General features: G+C 62.5%; 19 protein-coding genes. 7 read left to right on the plus strand and 12 right to left on the minus strand.

Annotation, left to right across the window (positions count from 1 at the left end; translation table 11 throughout):
* Nucleotides 1-2: 2 nt before the first annotated feature.
* Entirely contained in the window at nt 3-701 is a 699-nt protein-coding gene (gene urtE, locus QOL81_RS09565; protein ID WP_149572085.1) for an urea ABC transporter ATP-binding subunit UrtE, read from the plus strand.
* A gap of 7 nt (nt 702-708) precedes the next feature.
* Here the strand turns inward: urtE and QOL81_RS09570 are convergent, their stop codons facing one another.
* On the minus strand, nt 709-1008 hold the full coding sequence (locus QOL81_RS09570) for a type II toxin-antitoxin system RelE/ParE family toxin (protein ID WP_147839583.1): 300 nt from the start codon (nt 1006-1008) through the stop codon (nt 709-711).
* Nucleotides 993-1256 carry a type II toxin-antitoxin system ParD family antitoxin gene (locus QOL81_RS09575; protein ID WP_123894195.1) on the minus strand — a complete coding sequence of 88 codons (264 nt, stop codon included), beginning with the start codon at nt 1254-1256 and terminating at the stop codon, nt 993-995. Before QOL81_RS09575 ends, QOL81_RS09570 begins: the two co-directional genes overlap by 16 nt.
* A 134-nt stretch (nt 1257-1390) precedes the next feature.
* Between QOL81_RS09575 and QOL81_RS09580 the strand changes: the two genes are divergently transcribed.
* Nucleotides 1391-1903, plus strand: coding sequence for a DUF2165 family protein (locus QOL81_RS09580; protein WP_049272535.1), 513 nt, complete (start codon nt 1391-1393; stop codon nt 1901-1903).
* A gap of 22 nt (nt 1904-1925) precedes the next feature.
* Here QOL81_RS09580 and QOL81_RS09585 read toward each other — a convergent pair whose 3' ends face one another.
* The 5 genes from QOL81_RS09585 to QOL81_RS09605 form a co-directional block, all read right to left on the minus strand.
* Nucleotides 1926-2438, minus strand: coding sequence for a GNAT family N-acetyltransferase (locus QOL81_RS09585; protein ID WP_147839581.1), 513 nt, complete (start codon nt 2436-2438; stop codon nt 1926-1928).
* 24 nt (nt 2439-2462) lie between these two features.
* On the minus strand, nt 2463-2768 hold the full coding sequence (locus tag QOL81_RS09590; RefSeq protein WP_047568680.1) for a type II toxin-antitoxin system RelE/ParE family toxin: 306 nt from the start codon (nt 2766-2768) through the stop codon (nt 2463-2465).
* Between the two features lies 1 nt (nt 2769).
* The gene (locus tag QOL81_RS09595; RefSeq protein ID WP_033637606.1) at nt 2770-3030 is read right to left on the minus strand and encodes a type II toxin-antitoxin system Phd/YefM family antitoxin; all 261 of its coding nucleotides are present in this window, start codon (nt 3028-3030) and stop codon (nt 2770-2772) included.
* Nucleotides 3031-3098: 68 nt separating this feature from the next.
* Nucleotides 3099-4334 (minus strand): FAD-dependent oxidoreductase, encoded by a 1236-nt coding sequence (locus QOL81_RS09600; RefSeq protein ID WP_197757731.1) that lies wholly within the window; start codon nt 4332-4334, stop codon nt 3099-3101.
* Between the two features lie 82 nt (nt 4335-4416).
* Nucleotides 4417-4980 carry a DUF4865 family protein gene (locus QOL81_RS09605; protein ID WP_060421144.1) on the minus strand — a complete coding sequence of 188 codons (564 nt, stop codon included), beginning with the start codon at nt 4978-4980 and terminating at the stop codon, nt 4417-4419.
* Nucleotides 4981-5085: 105 nt separating this feature from the next.
* Between QOL81_RS09605 and QOL81_RS09610 the strand changes: the two genes are divergently transcribed.
* Nucleotides 5086-5955 carry a LysR substrate-binding domain-containing protein gene (locus QOL81_RS09610; RefSeq protein WP_169318164.1) on the plus strand — a complete coding sequence of 290 codons (870 nt, stop codon included), beginning with the start codon at nt 5086-5088 and terminating at the stop codon, nt 5953-5955.
* Here the strand turns inward: QOL81_RS09610 and sseA are convergent.
* Nucleotides 5952-6797 carry a 3-mercaptopyruvate sulfurtransferase gene (gene sseA / locus QOL81_RS09615; RefSeq protein ID WP_089185679.1) on the minus strand — a complete coding sequence of 282 codons (846 nt, stop codon included), beginning with the start codon at nt 6795-6797 and terminating at the stop codon, nt 5952-5954. The two genes, QOL81_RS09610 and sseA, sit on opposite strands and share 4 nt — an antisense overlap.
* Nucleotides 6798-6903: 106 nt before the next feature.
* Between sseA and QOL81_RS09620 the strand changes: the two genes are divergently transcribed.
* Nucleotides 6904-7326 carry an NUDIX hydrolase gene (locus tag QOL81_RS09620; protein WP_060421150.1) on the plus strand — a complete coding sequence of 141 codons (423 nt, stop codon included), beginning with the start codon at nt 6904-6906 and terminating at the stop codon, nt 7324-7326.
* On the opposite strand, the gene QOL81_RS09625 is transcribed toward QOL81_RS09620, so the two are convergent.
* Nucleotides 7314-8753 carry an aminotransferase-like domain-containing protein gene (locus QOL81_RS09625; RefSeq protein ID WP_141958450.1) on the minus strand — a complete coding sequence of 480 codons (1440 nt, stop codon included), beginning with the start codon at nt 8751-8753 and terminating at the stop codon, nt 7314-7316. The genes QOL81_RS09620 and QOL81_RS09625 overlap by 13 nt on opposite strands.
* A 180-nt stretch (nt 8754-8933) precedes the next feature.
* Here QOL81_RS09625 and QOL81_RS09630 point away from each other — a divergent pair, with 180 nt between their 5' ends.
* The 3 genes from QOL81_RS09630 to QOL81_RS09640 all read left to right on the plus strand — a co-directional run bounded on the left by QOL81_RS09630 (nt 8934) and on the right by QOL81_RS09640 (nt 11108).
* A complete protein-coding gene (locus QOL81_RS09630; protein WP_060421155.1) occupies nt 8934-9116 on the plus strand; it encodes a DUF1127 domain-containing protein in 183 nt (60 codons plus the stop codon).
* 9 nt (nt 9117-9125) lie between these two features.
* On the plus strand, nt 9126-9749 hold the full coding sequence (locus QOL81_RS09635) for a glutathione S-transferase family protein (RefSeq protein WP_060421158.1): 624 nt from the start codon (nt 9126-9128) through the stop codon (nt 9747-9749).
* A 228-nt stretch (nt 9750-9977) separates the two neighbouring features.
* Complete coding sequence (locus QOL81_RS09640) at nt 9978-11108, plus strand: Gfo/Idh/MocA family protein (RefSeq protein WP_049200982.1); 1131 nt, start codon at nt 9978-9980, stop codon at nt 11106-11108.
* Nucleotides 11109-11210: 102 nt separating this feature from the next.
* Here QOL81_RS09640 and QOL81_RS09645 read toward each other — a convergent pair whose 3' ends face one another.
* Genes QOL81_RS09645 through QOL81_RS09655 form a run of 3 tightly spaced genes read right to left on the minus strand, consistent with a single transcriptional unit; the run spans nt 11211 to nt 14341 of the window.
* On the minus strand, nt 11211-13082 hold the full coding sequence (locus QOL81_RS09645; RefSeq protein WP_060421160.1) for an amidohydrolase: 1872 nt from the start codon (nt 13080-13082) through the stop codon (nt 11211-11213).
* 21 nt (nt 13083-13103) lie between these two features.
* Nucleotides 13104-13649, minus strand: coding sequence for an antibiotic biosynthesis monooxygenase (locus QOL81_RS09650; protein WP_038880135.1), 546 nt, complete (start codon nt 13647-13649; stop codon nt 13104-13106).
* 47 nt (nt 13650-13696) lie between these two features.
* The gene (locus tag QOL81_RS09655; protein WP_004939390.1) at nt 13697-14341 is read right to left on the minus strand and encodes a hydrolase; all 645 of its coding nucleotides are present in this window, start codon (nt 14339-14341) and stop codon (nt 13697-13699) included.
* Between the last annotated feature and the right edge of the window lie 90 nt (nt 14342-14431).

Below are 14431 nucleotides of genomic sequence, written 5' to 3' on the forward strand. Positions count from 1 at the left end.
CGATGCTGCAGGTAGAGGAATTGAATCAGTATTACGGCGGCAGCCACATTCTGCGCGGCCTGTCGTTCGAGGCGCGCATCGGCGAGGTGACCTGCCTGCTGGGGCGCAACGGCGTGGGCAAGACCACGCTGCTGAAATGCCTGATGGGGCTGGTCCCGGCGCGCAGCGGCAGCGTCCGTTGGCAGGGCGAAACCATCACCGGTAAAAAACCGCATCAGCGGGTGCAGACGGGCATCGCCTATGTGCCGCAGGGGCGGGAGATTTTCCCGCGTCTGACGGTGGAGGAAAATCTGCTGATGGGGCTGGCGCGCTTTTCCGGCGCCGCCGCGCGCACGGTGCCGGATCCGATCTATGACTTGTTTCCGGTGCTGCGGCAAATGAAGGATCGGCGCGGCGGCGATCTCTCCGGCGGGCAACAGCAGCAGCTGGCGATCGGCCGGGCGCTGGCCTGCCGGCCGCAGCTGCTGATCCTCGACGAGCCGACGGAAGGGATCCAGCCTTCGGTGATCAAGGAGATCGGCGCGGTGATCAAGCAGCTGGCGGCGAAGGGCGATATGGCGATCCTGCTGGTGGAACAGTTCTATGACTTTGCCGCCGATCTGGCGGACAGCTATCTGGTGATGTCGCGCGGCAGCATCGTGCAGCGCGGCGCCGGCAGCAATATGGAACAGGATGGCGTACGCGGGCTGGTGGCGATTTGACGTTGGATCAGCTGAAAAAGGATCGGCTGAGCGGATCGCGGGAATGATGCAGCACTCTGATGATATTCACCTCCCACCTGTGCTGTCGAAAATAAATCAGGTGGTTGGCGACGGGCAATACCCATAGGCCGGGGCCGATTTCATCGAGGTTTCTGCCGAGTTGGTGGTGGCTAAGGTTATCGAAAGCCTGATGCAGGCGGCGCAGATAATCTTCGGCCACCTGTAAGCCAAAGCGCGCCAACCCGTAAAAATAGATCTCTTCCATATCGTCCAACGCTTTTGGACGAATGGTTACTTTTCTGCGCATCCTTTTGCTTTGCTCCGTATTCTTTCCATGAACACATCACGATCCCATTCGACGGCCTCACCGCTGTTTTCTCCTTCGGCGATCAAGCGCCTAAGCTCTTCCAACTTTGAGGTGGCGGTACGTTCGCGCAAGGTGCGCACCGATTCGCGGATGACTTCGCTGGGCGTGCGGTAATCGCCGCTGGCCACCAGGTCTTCGACGAAGCTACGCAGTTCGTCACCCAGATCTACCGTTAATGTTCTGCCCATTGTTCCTCCTCACTTTCGGCTATGCTGCGTCATTGTAAGATTAGTTCTTACATTGTGCACGTCAAACTCTCAGGATCTCAATAGCGGTCCCGTCATGAGGGCGGGAGTCACCCGTTTATTCATTAAGGATAACCATGAACGAAATCACTGTGTCACGCCTTGGTTGCATTGTCCTGTCCCTGTTTCCGGCCCTGTGGGGGCTGTTCAGCCTGTTGAACAATACGGCGGATTTCGCCGGCACCGCGCGCAATGCGGTGGGCCCGCTGCTCGCCATGCAGGATACCTATCAGACGCCGGGGTTGATGTGGCGCGCGATCAGCGCCGACTGGGCCTGCATGTTGGGGTTGGCTGTCATCACCACGCTGGAAACGCTGGCCGGCCTATTCGCGGCCGCAGGCGTGGTGCTGATGATCGGGCGATTGAAAGGCCCTTACGCCGCCTTCGCCAAGGGTAAAGCCTGGGCGATGCTGGGGGCGATTTGCGCAATTGCGGTGTGGGGCGTCGGCTTTATGGTGGTCGCCGGCGACTGGTTTATGGCCTGGCAGGCCAAGAAGGATCCGCTGGCGGTGCAGCTGGGGGCGCTGATCTACCTGGCGCCCAATGCGTTTGCCTTGCTGTTCCTGATGCTGCAGCGGGAGCCGCGCTAAACGACGACGGAGCGGGGCGCGGTTACAGCGCCTTGCTCATCGTCCAAAGTTCGATGGCACCCTGTTCGCTGGTGTATTGGGCCTCGCCACATACGGCCAGGCCCTGCCGCTGATAAAAGCGCTGGGCGTCGGCGTTCTGTTTCAGCACTTCCAGCCACAGCAGGGGCTGCCGGCGTTCGACGGCCTGCCGCTGCACCTGTTCGAAAAATTGTCGGCCGAAACCGCGCCCGGCGTAATCCGGCAGGAAGTAGATCTTTTGCAGTTCGGCGCCGCGCCGTTGGGTGGCGGCCAACAGGCTGTCGAAGTTCACGCGCGCATAGCCGACCAGGGCGTCATCCTCATAGGCCAACAGCCAGCACACGTCGGGATTGCGCAGTGTCCGCTCCAGCGCGGAAATGGAAAAATCCTCGGCCAGAAAGGCCTCCAGCTCGTGCGGGTAGCGCCACAGCTCACCGAAGTGCGCGCGATAGGTGCGGATGCCGATATCGCGCACCTGCGTTAAATCTTCCAGCAATGCCTGACGGACGGTGAACATCTGTGCCCCTTTGAGTAAGAAAAATTACAGCCGTTGTTCCAGATGCCGGTGGGGCACCATCGCCTGGTGCAGAATGGCAAGAACGGTGATGCCGGCAGGGCGGCTGCGGTAGTAGATCCTATGGCTGGCGTAAGGAAAACTGCGTATCTCTTCGCCCAGATCGTGAAAGTGTGCCTTACCCGCTTCCGGCATATCCGCCAGATGATGCATGACCTCTCTCAACTGCTCAAGATAGCGGTGAGATTGCGCTTTGCCCCAGTGCTCGACGGTGAAATGACGAATAGCCAACAGATCTTGTTGGGCTTGCGGGGTGAGGCGAAACGCGGGCATATCAGTCGGTTTCGTCGGTGAGCAGACGGTTGAAGAAGGCATCGCCGTCTACCGCCTTACCGGCGTCTTCCTCGGCGGTAGCCTGCGCGATTTTTTGCTGCAGCGCGCGTAATTTGAGATCTTCCAGCGCCTGGTAGTCTTCTACCGACATGACGACGGCGACCGGTTTGCCGTTGCGATTGATTTGCACCGGCTCACGCTGCGCCTTGAGCAGCAAATCGCCGAATTGGGTTTTGGCCTCGTTCGCGCTGAGTGCGTACATTTAATCGCTCCAGTTAATTAAATCGTTCGATTTAACCATTATACGGTGCGATGGAAAAACAACCAATATTATTCCGGCGGGCAGGTGTCGTTGGACAGATGTCGCGGCGTTTCACGGCGAAAACCCAGGCCGATGATGCGGCCGAACAGGCGCGGCAGCCAGCGGCTGTTGCCGACGCGGGCGATCAGGCGCGAACCGCCCGCCGCGCGGCGTTCGCCCGGCTTGCGCTGGCTCATTTTGATCTGCAAAAACTGGATGGCCCGGGTGGGGAATTCGCGCCGGCGCTGCACGCTCAGCAGATGCTTCAGCTGCAGCCGATGCTGGCGCAGCGGCGGGATCAGGGCGTTGGCGGCGGCCACCGCGTCCTGAATCGCCAGGTTGACGCCCACACCGCCGATCGGCGACATGGCGTGCGCGGCGTCGCCGATGCACAGCACCCCCGGTTTGGCCCAGCGATCCAGACGATCGATGCGGATGCTCAGCAGCTTCAGCTGATCCCACTCGACGATCTCCTGCAGGCGATCGTCCTGGAATGGCGCCACCTCGGCGAGGTGCAGCAAAAATTTCTCCAGGCCGCTGCGGCGGATCGCGTCGAAGCTGCCTTTATCGATCGAGTAGCCGCACTGCCAGTAGTCGCCGCGGTCGATCATGATGAAGTTCTGCTTCGGCCCGGTATGGCCCATCGACCAGGCCGGATCGCCCGGCTGCTTGCTGAGCTTCATCCACAATACGTCGCGCGGGGCGCCGAAGGAGCGGCTGCTGAGCGCCGCCTGCTCGCGCACCACCGAGTTGCGGCCGTCGGTGCCGATCACCAGCTGGCTGCGCACGCGGATCGGGCCTTCCGGCGTGTCGGCCAGCACGCCGCATACCTGGCCGCGGTCGTAGAGCAGCTGATGAACCTGCGTCGAGGTGAGCAGCCTGAAATGGGGGAATGCGGCGGCCTGCTGTGCCAAAAAGTTGAGGAACTCCCACTGCGGCATAAAGGCGATAAATTTGCAGCGCGTCGGCAGGCGAGTGAAATCCGCCAGCTTAATGTCGCGCCCGGCGACTTCGGCGTGCAGGGATTCGGCACGCTGGTGTGGCAGCGTCAGCAGTTCGTCGAGCAGGCCCAGCTGGTGCATGACTTCCAGCGTCGACGGGTGAATGGTGTCACCGCGAAAATCGCGCAGGAAGTCGGCGTGCTTCTCCAGCACCGTCACGTCGATCCCCGCCCGCGCCAGCAGATAGCCGAGCATCAGCCCGGCGGGGCCGCCCCCCACGATGCAGCAGGTGGTGGCGTAAGGTGTGATCGGTGATGACGGCATGGCGGTTGACCCCGGAGAGCGGCCCGCATCCCGCGAACCGCAAATGAATGTTTAGTGTTGATAATGATTATCAATATCAAGTTTAGCTGTCAACCCGCGGCGCAGTGTGGTCAAAGGGGGCGGACAGATGGCCGACGCGGAACAGCTGGCCGTTTTGCACAGGGGACTGCGGCGGTTCACGCCATAAATCCAGCCGCACTAATCGCCAGTCGGCGGGGTCGAATGCCACGATGGAGGCCAGCGCGCCGGGGGCCGCCTGCTGTTGCTGACGCAGCGCAGGCAGATCGCTGTAGGGGGCGATAATCTGCTCCTGACAGGTCGCCCAGGCGGCCTCGGTCAGATGAGGACGATCGAAATGCGCCAGCCACGGCAGCCAATGATTGACGCGTGGCCAGCCGAATGCCTGGCTGAGCCCCCTGAAACCTTCGCCGGTCAGGAAGTCGCTCATGCCGGCGCTGCTGTTCCACAGGTAGAAGGGGGCGTAGAGGTTCTCGGCGCTGCCTTCGCTGCGCTGCGCGTACAGATAGGCTTTGACGATCAGCTGCGGGCAGGCGTCGAGCCGGTGGCCGAAATCGGCGATGCGGCGGCGGACGATCGCCATGTCGTAATCGGCGGGCAGGGTGAAACGGTATTGCATCGCGAGCATAAGGATTCTCCGGAAAGACATTGACCGGGAGAGCGTGACACGCCATCTTTATCAGTAAAATCGGTATTATTTTGATTGATGATTCAGAAAATCAGGATGGTCAGCATGGGGCGAATAACGTTCGATCTCGAGGATTTGCGCAGCTTCGTTACCGGCGTCGAACTGGGCAGCTTTGCCAAGGCCGCTGAACGGTTAGGGCGCTCGACTTCAGCGGTCAGCGCCCACCTGAAAAAGCTGGAACAACAGGTCGGCGCGCCGATCCTGCGCAAGGCCGGGCGCGGCATGGTGATGACCGAGGCGGGGGAAACCCTGCTCGGCTACGCGCGCCGTCTGCTGGAGCTCAATGACGAAGCCGCCGCCGCAGTGCGCGGGTTGGATCTGCAGGGCACGGTGCGGCTGGGGCTGCAGGAGGATTTCGGCGAGACGTTTCTGCCGCAGGTATTAGGCAGCTTCGCGCGCGCCAATCCGAAGGTGCGCATCGAGGCGCGCATCGCCCGCAATGCCGAGCTGATCGACTGGGTGCTGAAAGGCCAGCTGGATCTGTCGCTAGCGTGGGATGGCGGTTTGAGCACGCCGTTTCATCAGGCGCTGGGGCAGCGGCAGCTGCACTGGATCGCCTCGCCCGGCTTCGCGCTGGCGCCCTGGCGGAAAGGGGATGAGCCGCTTTCGCTGGTGATGTTCGACGCGCCTTGCCTGATGCGCAGCGCGGCGACGCAGGCGCTGGATCGCGCCGGCATTCCCTGGCGCATTGCCTTTACCAGCCGCAGCCTGAACGGCGTTTGGGCGGCGGTGAATGCCGGGTTGGGCGTTACGGTGCGCACGGCGGCGGGTTTGCCGCCCGGCCTGGCGCCGCTGGCGCCCGAACTGCTGCCCGCTCTCGGCCAGCTCGGCGTGGTGCTGCACCGCGCCGAGGATCAGCCTTCCGCCGCCGTGCAGCGGCTGGCGCAGATCGTGGTCGAGCGGATCGGCACTTAATCTTTAGCGATAGGCTGCTTGCCGCTCAGCTGGCCCCATTCGCTCCAGGCGCCGTCATACAGCTTGACCTGCGGCGCGCCGAGCGACAGCAGGCCGAACGCCAGCACCGCCGCCGTCACGCCGGAGCCGCAGCTGGTGATGATCGGCCCGTTGATGTCCACGCCCTTGTCGCTGAAGGTTTGGCGCAGCGCTTCCAGCGATTTGAAGCGGCCGTTCTCCAGCAGCTCGCCGTACGGAATGTTGATGCTGCCGGGAATATGGCCGCGGTGCAGGCCGGGGCGCGGCTCCGGCGCTTCGGCATAAAAGCGCGGCGCGGCGCGCGCGTCGAGAATTTGCACCGGCGTGCCTAACGCCTGTTCCACTTGCCGCATATCCACCACCGCGTCGGCGTTGAACCGGGCGTTGAACGTCTGCGGCTCAGGCTGCGCCGGGCCGGTCTCCAGCGCTTGGCCCAGCGCGGTCCAGCCGTTCAGCCCTTCGTCCAGCACGTAAACATGCCGGGCGCCGAAATTGCGGAAGGTCCACCAGCCGCGCGGCGCGGAGAACTGGTTGCCCTCATCGTAAATCACCAGGGTATCGCGCTCGCTGATGCCCAGCTTGCCCACCGCCGCGCCAAACTCCGCCGCCGTCGGCAGCATGTGCGGCAGCGCGGTGTTTTTGTCCGCCACCTCGTCGATATCGAAATAGACCGCGCCAGGGATATGGCCGCGTTCGAACTCGGCAAGCATGTCTTTCTTCGGCGTCAGCCCGACCGGCGACATCCGGACGTCGATCACCACCAGATTTTCATCGTTGATATGCTGCGCAAGCCATTGGGGAGTCACCAGAAACGGAGAGTTCATCGTCATTGTTCGCCTGTTGTGAAAACGGATTTTCACTATACACCAGGCCGCGCGGGGATGAAGTATGATGTTCAGTCAAAGAGGATGGGCGGGGAGCGGAGAAAACATGACGGATCAGGCGTTTGGCGGGGCCAAGATCGCGCTGCTGTGCGACGATCGCTTGCTGGTCTACCAGCGGGACGACAAACCGGGCATTCCGTGGCCCGGCCAGTGGGATCTGCCCGGCGGCGGGCGGGAAAACGGCGAAACGCCGCTGCAGTGCGTGCAGCGGGAGACGCAGGAAGAATTCGGCGTGGCGATCGCCGAATGCCAGGTGACCTGGCGGCGGCGCTACGACGGCATCCTGCCCGGCTCCCCGCCGACCTGGTTTATGGCCGGCGACATCGCCCCGGCGCAGATCGCCGCCATTCGCTTCGGCGATGAAGGCCAGCGCTGGCAGATGATGCCGGTGGCGCAGTTTATTCACCATCCGCAGGGCATCGAACATCTGCGCCGCCGGGTGGCGGAGTTTTTGCTTCAGTCCGTCTGAGGTTGCAGCACGCCGCTCGGCATCAGCTGCTGGATGGTGGCGCCGACCCGCTGCACCGCTTGTTCGATCTCCGCCGTCAGCTTAGGTGCATAGTTGATGCGCAGGCAGTTGCGGTATTTGCCGGCGGCGGAAAAGATGCTGCCGACGGCGATCTGCACGCCCTGCGGCTCGAGATGGCGGTTCAGCCGCAGGGTGTCGAACGCCTCGTCCAGTTCGATCCACAGCATAAAGCCGCCGCGCGGCCGGCTGACGCGGGTGCCGGCCGGGAAGTGCTTCAGGATAAGGTCGGTCATGCGGTCGCGGTTCTGCTGGTAGCGGGCACGCATGCGCCGCAGGTGCTGCAGATAGTGCCCGCCGCGGATAAATTCGGCGATCGCCAGCTGCGGCTGGGTGGCGGTGGCGCCGGAGCCGATGAACTTCATGTGCAGCACCCGCTCCAGGTAGCGGCCGGGCGCGATCCAGCCCACCCGCAGCCCCGGCGCTAGCGTTTTGGAAAACGAGCTGCACAGCAGCACGCGGCCGTCTTCGTCGAACGACTTGATGGTGCGCGGCCGCGGGTAGTGATAGGCGATGTCGCCGTAGACGTCGTCCTCGATGATCGCCGCGTCGTGGCGCTGCGCCAGCGTTAGCAGCCGCTGTTTGTGGGCGTCGGGCATGATGTAGCCCAGCGGGTTATTGCAGTTGGGCGTCAGCAGGATGGCCTTGACCGGCCACTGTTCCAGCGCCATCTCCAGCGCCGCCAGGCTGACGCCGGTGAGCGGATCGGTGGGGATTTCCAGCGCCTTGATACCCAGGCCCTTCAGCGTCTGCATGGTGCCGTGGAAGCAGGGCGAGTCGACCGCCACGATGTCGCCGGGTTGGCAAACGGCGCGCAGCCCGGCGGAGATCGCTTCCTGGCAGCCGGTGGTGATCAGCAACTGATCGGGGCCGATTTGGCAGCCGGAATCCAGCAGCAGGCGGGCAACCTGCTCGCGCAGCGCGGCCACGCCCTGAATGCTGTCGTAGTACAGGCTGCGCAGGTCGCCGTGGCGGGCGGCGTTGCGCAGGGCGACAATCAGCGGTTTCATCGTCGGTTCGGCGATATCCGGCATGCCGCGCCCCAGCTGGATCAAGCCCTCGCGCGGCCGGCTGCGCACCAGCTCCAGCACCTGTTCCCATTGCGAAATGTCTACCGGCCGCTGCACCGGCGCCGTCATGGCGGGCAGCTCGGCCTGCGCGCGCTGCGTATGCACGAAGTAGCCCGACTTCGGCCGCGCTTCCACCAGGCGCTGTTCCTCGAGCAGTCGGTAGGCTTGCTGCACCGTGCTGATGCTGACGCCGTGCTCCTGGCTCAGCGTGCGCACCGAAGGCAGGCGGTGGCCGGCCGGATACAGCCCTTGCTGAATACGTTGGCTGAGAATGGCGGCCAGGGTGGCGTAGCGTGTCATACAGAGGCCTCTTATCGGGATGAATGATTAAAAAACCGGTACAGATGCTTTCAAAGTAAACCATTCAGCGGTTTTTTTGGCACAGCTGTATGAAAAAAATAGCGCCAGTGTGAATCTGTATTGTTTTTCTCCCGGCGAGCATGATGACTGCAACGTGAAAACATCAGGGAGAATAACAACATGGCTCTGTTTTCTGGTACGCCGCTGCGGCGCTCGGTAGGTTGGTCACGCTGGCGTCTCTATCTGCTGCGGCACAGAACGAGAAAGGAGCTGTTACTGTTGAACGACAGGCAGCTGGCGGACATCGGCCTGACGCAGGTGGAAGCCCGGCGTGAAGGCTATAAACCGTTCTGGAAAGAATAAGGAAAACCGATGCTGAGAGTCTTGGGCAAGGCTTCATCGATCAACGTGCGCAAGGTGCTGTGGACCTGCCAGGAGCTGGGGCTGCCGCTGGCGCGGGAGGAGTGGGGCAGCGGCTTTCGCTCCACGCAGGAGCCGGCGTTTCTGGCGCTGAACCCGAACGGCCTGGTGCCGGTGCTGATCGACGGCGAGCGGGTGCTGTGGGAGTCGAACACCATTTGCCGCTATCTGGCGGGGCGGGAAGGGTGCCGCGATCTGCTGCCGCAGGAACCCGGCGCGCGTGCGGCGGTGGAGATGTGGATGGACTGGCAGGCCACCGATCTGAACGGCGCCTGGCGCTATGTGTTCATGTCGCGGGTGCGTGGGCATGCGGATTATCAGGATGCCGCCAGCCTGGCCGCCGCCGAGCGTGAGTGGAACCGGCTGATGGGGTTGCTGGACAGGCATTTGGCGCAGCACGGCCCTTATGCCGCCGGCGCCGCTTTCACGCTGGCGGACGTGGTGCTGGGGCTGTCGCTGAATCGCTGGCTGATGACGCCGTTCGAGCGGCCGGATTATGCGGCGCTGGCGGCCTATCAGCAGCGCCTGCTGCAACGCCCCGGCTACGTGCAGCACGGCGCCAACGGTTTACCGTGATATGAAATAAACGGTTCATTTTATCTCACCCGGATACGGCAAGCCGTGTCTGGGCTTTCTGCGTTGCATCATCCCGTCAACGTTTCATGAACGGCATCACGAATATGAACTTTATTTTCCCGCGCGCTTGTTATTGAAATTTATATTCCATATAAACCCGTTATCAGACGGCGCGTTTCATTGAACGGCGCCTGGTTCTACGCAGGATTTCGATCACGGGAGAAAATGATGAAACAGGTACGCGTTGGGTTAATCGGCACCGGTTATATCGGGCGTTGCCACGCTATCGCTTATGCGCAGGCCCCCACGGTCTTTCCTCTGAAAGGGGAGCTGGTGCTGGAGATGCTGGCGGAAGTGACGCCCGAGCTGGCGGCGCAGCGCGCCGGCGAGTTCGGTTTTGCGCGTTCGACCGGCGATTGGCGGCAGCTGGTGGCCGATCCGGCGATCGACGTGGTGGACATCTGCGCGCCCAACTTCTTGCACAAAGAGATGGCGCTGGAGGCGATCCGCCACGGCAAGCACGTGTATTCGGAAAAACCGCTGGCGCTGGACGCCGCCGACGCGGCGGAGATGGTGCAGGCCGCCCGCGCCAAAGGCGTGAAAACGCTGGTCGGTTTCAACTACATGAAGAACCCGACCAGCCAGCTGGCTCGTGAGATCATCGCTAACGGCGAAATCGGCGAGGTGGTGCATTTTTACGGCACCCACAACGAGGATTATCTGGCCGATCCGCGCACGCCGATTGACTGGCACTGCCGCCGCGCCAGCGCCGGGCTGGGCGCGTTGGGGGATCTGGCGGCGCATATCGTCAACATGGCCCACTACCTGGTGGGCGATATCGTGGCGGTCTCCGGCGATATGCAGACCGTGATCAAACAGCGCCCGGATCCGCAAGACCCGGCGCGCCTGCTGCCGGTGGAAAACGAAGATCAGGCCAGCGCGCTGCTGCGCTTCGCCGGCGGGGCGATGGGCACTCTCGAAACCTCGCGCATCGCCTGCGGGCGCAAGATGGGGCTGACCTATGTGGTCACCGGCACCAAGGGCACGCTGAGCTATACCCAGGAACGGATGGCGGAGCTGAAGCTGTATCGGCACGATGAGCCGGCGGAGCGGCAGGGGTTCAAAACGCTGTTGGTAGGGCCGAAGCACCCGGACTACGCGGCGTTCTGCATCAGCGCCGGGCACGGCATCGGCTTTAACGATCAGAAGACGGTGGAAATCCGCGATCTGGTCAATGGCATCGCCGCGGGCGATCGCATGTGGCCGGACTTTGAAGAAGGCTGGAAGGTGTCTTGCGTGCTGGATGCGATAGCCGCCTCCGCCGAGCAGCGGCGCTGGCTGGAGATCAACCGCGATTGAAAATGAAATGGCGCTCTCTCGTGGACAGCGCCATTAATTTGTTATGTTGCTAAATTAATATCTTATTAAGCTAGTTACATAATAAGTTGCTGACCTGGCAACTTAGAACGAGAAGCACGAACAGCCGAACGCGCCCCAGAAGGCATTTTCATCCGACACCGGGATGCTGGAGCGGCGCGCAATGTCATGCTGATGTGCGTGTACGCCGCACGGGCCACAGCATTGGTGCGCCTGGCTCAGCACGCCGACTTTGGCAGCCGCCGACGGCGGCGCGGAGCGGTAGTGGCCCGGCACCTGGGTGACCGGCGACCACTCCGGCAGCACCGGCAGCGGCGGCGGTGCCAGCGGCGAGAAGCTGCCGGCGGCGTAGACCACCTTGCCGTCCACCACCGTCATCACCGACTCTATGCCTTTGATCTGCTCTTCCGGCACGCTGAAATAGTCCTGCGACAGCACCGCCAAATCCGCCAGTTGGCCGACCTTGATCTGGCCTTTCTTGCCCTGTTCGGTGGAGAACCAGGCACTGCCTTGCGTCCACAGCATCAGCGCCGTTTCGCGATCCAGCCGGGCGCTGTCGTCGTACATCGCCATGCCGCCGACGGTGCGGCCGGAAACCAGCCAGTAAAGCGCCGTCCACGGGTTGTAGCTGGCGACGCGGGTGGCGTCGGTGCCCAGCCCGACCGGCAGCTCGGCCGCCAGCATTTTCGCCACCGGCGGCGTATGTTTGGTGGCTTCGATGCCGTAGCGGTCGGCGAAATATTCGCCCTGGAACGCCATGCGGTGCTGCACCGCAATGCCGCCGCCCAATGCCTTGACCCGCTCGATATTGCGCTCGGTAATGGTTTCGGCGTGGTCGAACAGCCAGTGCAGCCCGTTGAACGGAATGTCGCGGTTCACCTTCTCGAACACGTCCAGCATGCGGCTGATGGATTCGTCATAGGTGGCGTGCAGGCGGAACGGCCAGCGGTGCTCGACCAGATGGCGCACCACCCGCTCCAGCTCGTCTTCGGTGCCCGGCGGCAGATCCGGGCGCGGCTGCAGGAAGTCTTCGAAGTCGGCGGCGGAGAACACCAGCATCTCGCCGGCGCCGTTGTGGCGATAGAAGTCGGTACCCTGACCCGGCTTGAGCATGTCGGTCCACAGCTCGAAGTCTTCCAGCTCCTGCTTCGGCCGCTGGGTGAACAGGTTATAGGCGATGCGGATGGTCAGCTGCTTTTTCTCGTGCAGCTCGGCGATCACCTGATAATCCTCCGGGTAGTTCTGGAAGCCGCCGCCGGCGTCGATGGCGCTGGTGAGGCCCAGACGGTTCAGCTCGCGCATAAACTGGCGGGTGGAATTGACTTGCTGTTCCAGTGGCAGCTTCGGCCCTTTCGCCAGCGTGGCGTACAGGATCATGGCGTTGGGCTTGGCGATCAGCATGCCGGTCGGGTTGCCGTTGGCGTCGCGCTGGATCTCGCCGCCCGGCGGGTTCGGCGTGTCTTTGGTGTAGCCGACCACCTTCAGCGCCGCGCGGTTGAGCAGCGCGCGATCGTAGAGGTGCAGAATGAACACCGGCGTGTCCGGCGCCGCCTGGTTGATCTCGTCCAGCGTCGGCATGCGGCGCTCGGCGAACTGGAATTCGGTCCAGCCGCCGACCACCCGTACCCACTGCGGGTTCGGCGTGCGCAGCGCCTGTTCTTTCAACATGCGCAGGGCGTCGGCCAGCGAAGGCACGCCTTCCCAGCGCAGCTCCAGGTTATAGTTCAGGCCGCCGCGGATCAGGTGCAGGTGCGAGTCGTTCAGGCCTGGAATAGCGATGTGGCCATGCAGGTCGATCACCTGGGTTTCCGGCCCGGCATGCTGCATGACTTCGCTTTCGCTACCGACCGCCAGAAACTTGCCGTCGCGGATGGCGACCGCCTGTGCGGTGGGATTTTGGCGATCGACGGTGTGAAACTTGCCGTTGGTGATGATCAATGAAGCGTGGTGGTTCATAACATTCTCCCGGCGAACCGCCTAGCGGCGGGTCAGCCATTGATGAAAAACGCGAGTCACGATAGGCATCCACAGGTACACCACCAGGGCGACCACGGTGGCGTCATTGAGAAAATGGCCGAGCAGCGTGCCGTCCAGCTGCGGCAGCACCAACCCCCAAAACCAGGGCACCAGATTGGTGGAAGGGAAAATCACCAGCAGGGTGATGATGAACTGCTTCCACTGGGGCGGCTGGCGCACGCCGGGGTTGGGCGGGGTAAACCAGAACTCCGCGCCGGGGCGGATCTCGATATGGTCGCTCTCCAGCAGCAGCGGGGTGACTTCTTCGATGTATTGCTTGCGCAGCGGCGAGTGGATCCAGCGGTACAGGTTGTCGAGGTTGTCGAAGCGGACCAACACCGTATAGGCCTGTTCATCACCGGAAGGGCGGATGACGTTGACGCCCAAATGGCCGGTGAAGCCTGCGGCGTCGGGCATGATGCGGTTCAGCCAGGCCTCATAGGCCTGCTCGTTCCCCGGCGCCAAACGGTGGGTGATCACCAGCGTGACATGCTGCGGATGGGCCATAAAACCGACTCCTGAAAATACCCCGGCGCAGGGCCGGGGCAAGGGGATTATTTCACCGTGCGAGCCGGTGCGTGGTGCACCATGGTGTAAGCGTAGTCGACGCCCATGCCGTACGCGCCGCTGTGTTCGCGCACCAGCGCCATCACCGCGTCGTAGGTATCTTTGCGCGCCCAGTCGCGCTGGTACTCCAGCAGCACCTGCTGCCAGGTCACCGGCACGGCGCCGGCCTGCACCATGCGGTCGATCGAACGCTCGTGCGCATCGACGGAGGTGCCGCCGGAGGTGTCGGTCACCACATACACTTCATAGCCGGCTTCCAGCGCCATCAGCGCCGGGAAGGTCAGACACACTTCGGTCCACAGCGCGGAAATCACCAGCTTTTTGCGGCCGGTGGCTTCCACGGCTTTAACGAAGGCCGCGTCTTCCCAGGAGTTCATCGAGGTGCGTTCAATCGGGGTGATTTCAGGGTGTACCGCCAGCAGTTCCGGCCAGATATAGCCGCTGAAGCTTTCGGTTTCTACCGAGGTGAAAAGGGTTGGCACGTTGAAAATCTTGCCCGCCTTCGCCAAGCCAACAACGTTGTTTTTCAGTTGCTGACGATCAATATTAGCCACGCCGAAGGCCATTTGCGGTTGATGGTCGATAAAAATCAGTGCGGAGTTGTCTTTATCAAGTAGTTGAAACTTGGACATAATTTACCTTCCCAGTGATATTTCGGTTGAACATCTGATGAGTGTAACGCCGATAAAACGCATGGTAGGCAGAGGGCGATTTCAAAGATA

Origin of the sequence: Serratia sp. CC22-02 (assembly GCF_900182895.1) — a bacterium.
Lineage (GTDB): Bacteria > Pseudomonadota > Gammaproteobacteria > Enterobacterales > Enterobacteriaceae > Serratia > Serratia nevei.

Excerpts from the sequence above, each read along its gene's own strand:
- QOL81_RS09575 (WP_123894195.1), bottom strand. The coding sequence starts at position 1,256 with ATGGGCAGAACATTAACGGTAGATCTGGGTGACGAACTGCGTAGCTTC.
- QOL81_RS09590 (WP_047568680.1), bottom strand. The coding sequence starts at position 2,768 with ATGCCCGCGTTTCGCCTCACCCCGCAAGCCCAACAAGATCTGTTGGCT.
- QOL81_RS09650 (WP_038880135.1), bottom strand. The coding sequence starts at position 13,649 with ATGGCCCATCCGCAGCATGTCACGCTGGTGATCACCCACCGTTTGGCG.
- QOL81_RS09580 (WP_049272535.1), top strand. The coding sequence starts at position 1,391 with ATGAACGAAATCACTGTGTCACGCCTTGGTTGCATTGTCCTGTCCCTG.
- QOL81_RS09645 (WP_060421160.1), bottom strand. The coding sequence starts at position 13,082 with ATGAACCACCACGCTTCATTGATCATCACCAACGGCAAGTTTCACACC.
- QOL81_RS09605 (WP_060421144.1), bottom strand. The coding sequence starts at position 4,980 with ATGCTCGCGATGCAATACCGTTTCACCCTGCCCGCCGATTACGACATG.
- QOL81_RS09610 (WP_169318164.1), top strand. The coding sequence starts at position 5,086 with ATGGGGCGAATAACGTTCGATCTCGAGGATTTGCGCAGCTTCGTTACC.
- QOL81_RS09585 (WP_147839581.1), bottom strand. The coding sequence starts at position 2,438 with ATGTTCACCGTCCGTCAGGCATTGCTGGAAGATTTAACGCAGGTGCGC.
- QOL81_RS09635 (WP_060421158.1), top strand. The coding sequence starts at position 9,126 with ATGCTGAGAGTCTTGGGCAAGGCTTCATCGATCAACGTGCGCAAGGTG.
- QOL81_RS09640 (WP_049200982.1), top strand. The coding sequence starts at position 9,978 with ATGAAACAGGTACGCGTTGGGTTAATCGGCACCGGTTATATCGGGCGT.
- QOL81_RS09620 (WP_060421150.1), top strand. The coding sequence starts at position 6,904 with ATGACGGATCAGGCGTTTGGCGGGGCCAAGATCGCGCTGCTGTGCGAC.
- QOL81_RS09625 (WP_141958450.1), bottom strand. The coding sequence starts at position 8,753 with ATGACACGCTACGCCACCCTGGCCGCCATTCTCAGCCAACGTATTCAG.
- urtE (WP_149572085.1), top strand. The coding sequence starts at position 3 with ATGCTGCAGGTAGAGGAATTGAATCAGTATTACGGCGGCAGCCACATT.
- QOL81_RS09570 (WP_147839583.1), bottom strand. The coding sequence starts at position 1,008 with ATGCGCAGAAAAGTAACCATTCGTCCAAAAGCGTTGGACGATATGGAA.
- sseA (WP_089185679.1), bottom strand. The coding sequence starts at position 6,797 with ATGAACTCTCCGTTTCTGGTGACTCCCCAATGGCTTGCGCAGCATATC.
- QOL81_RS09655 (WP_004939390.1), bottom strand. The coding sequence starts at position 14,341 with ATGTCCAAGTTTCAACTACTTGATAAAGACAACTCCGCACTGATTTTT.
- QOL81_RS09595 (WP_033637606.1), bottom strand. The coding sequence starts at position 3,030 with ATGTACGCACTCAGCGCGAACGAGGCCAAAACCCAATTCGGCGATTTG.
- QOL81_RS09630 (WP_060421155.1), top strand. The coding sequence starts at position 8,934 with ATGGCTCTGTTTTCTGGTACGCCGCTGCGGCGCTCGGTAGGTTGGTCA.
- QOL81_RS09600 (WP_197757731.1), bottom strand. The coding sequence starts at position 4,334 with ATGCCGTCATCACCGATCACACCTTACGCCACCACCTGCTGCATCGTG.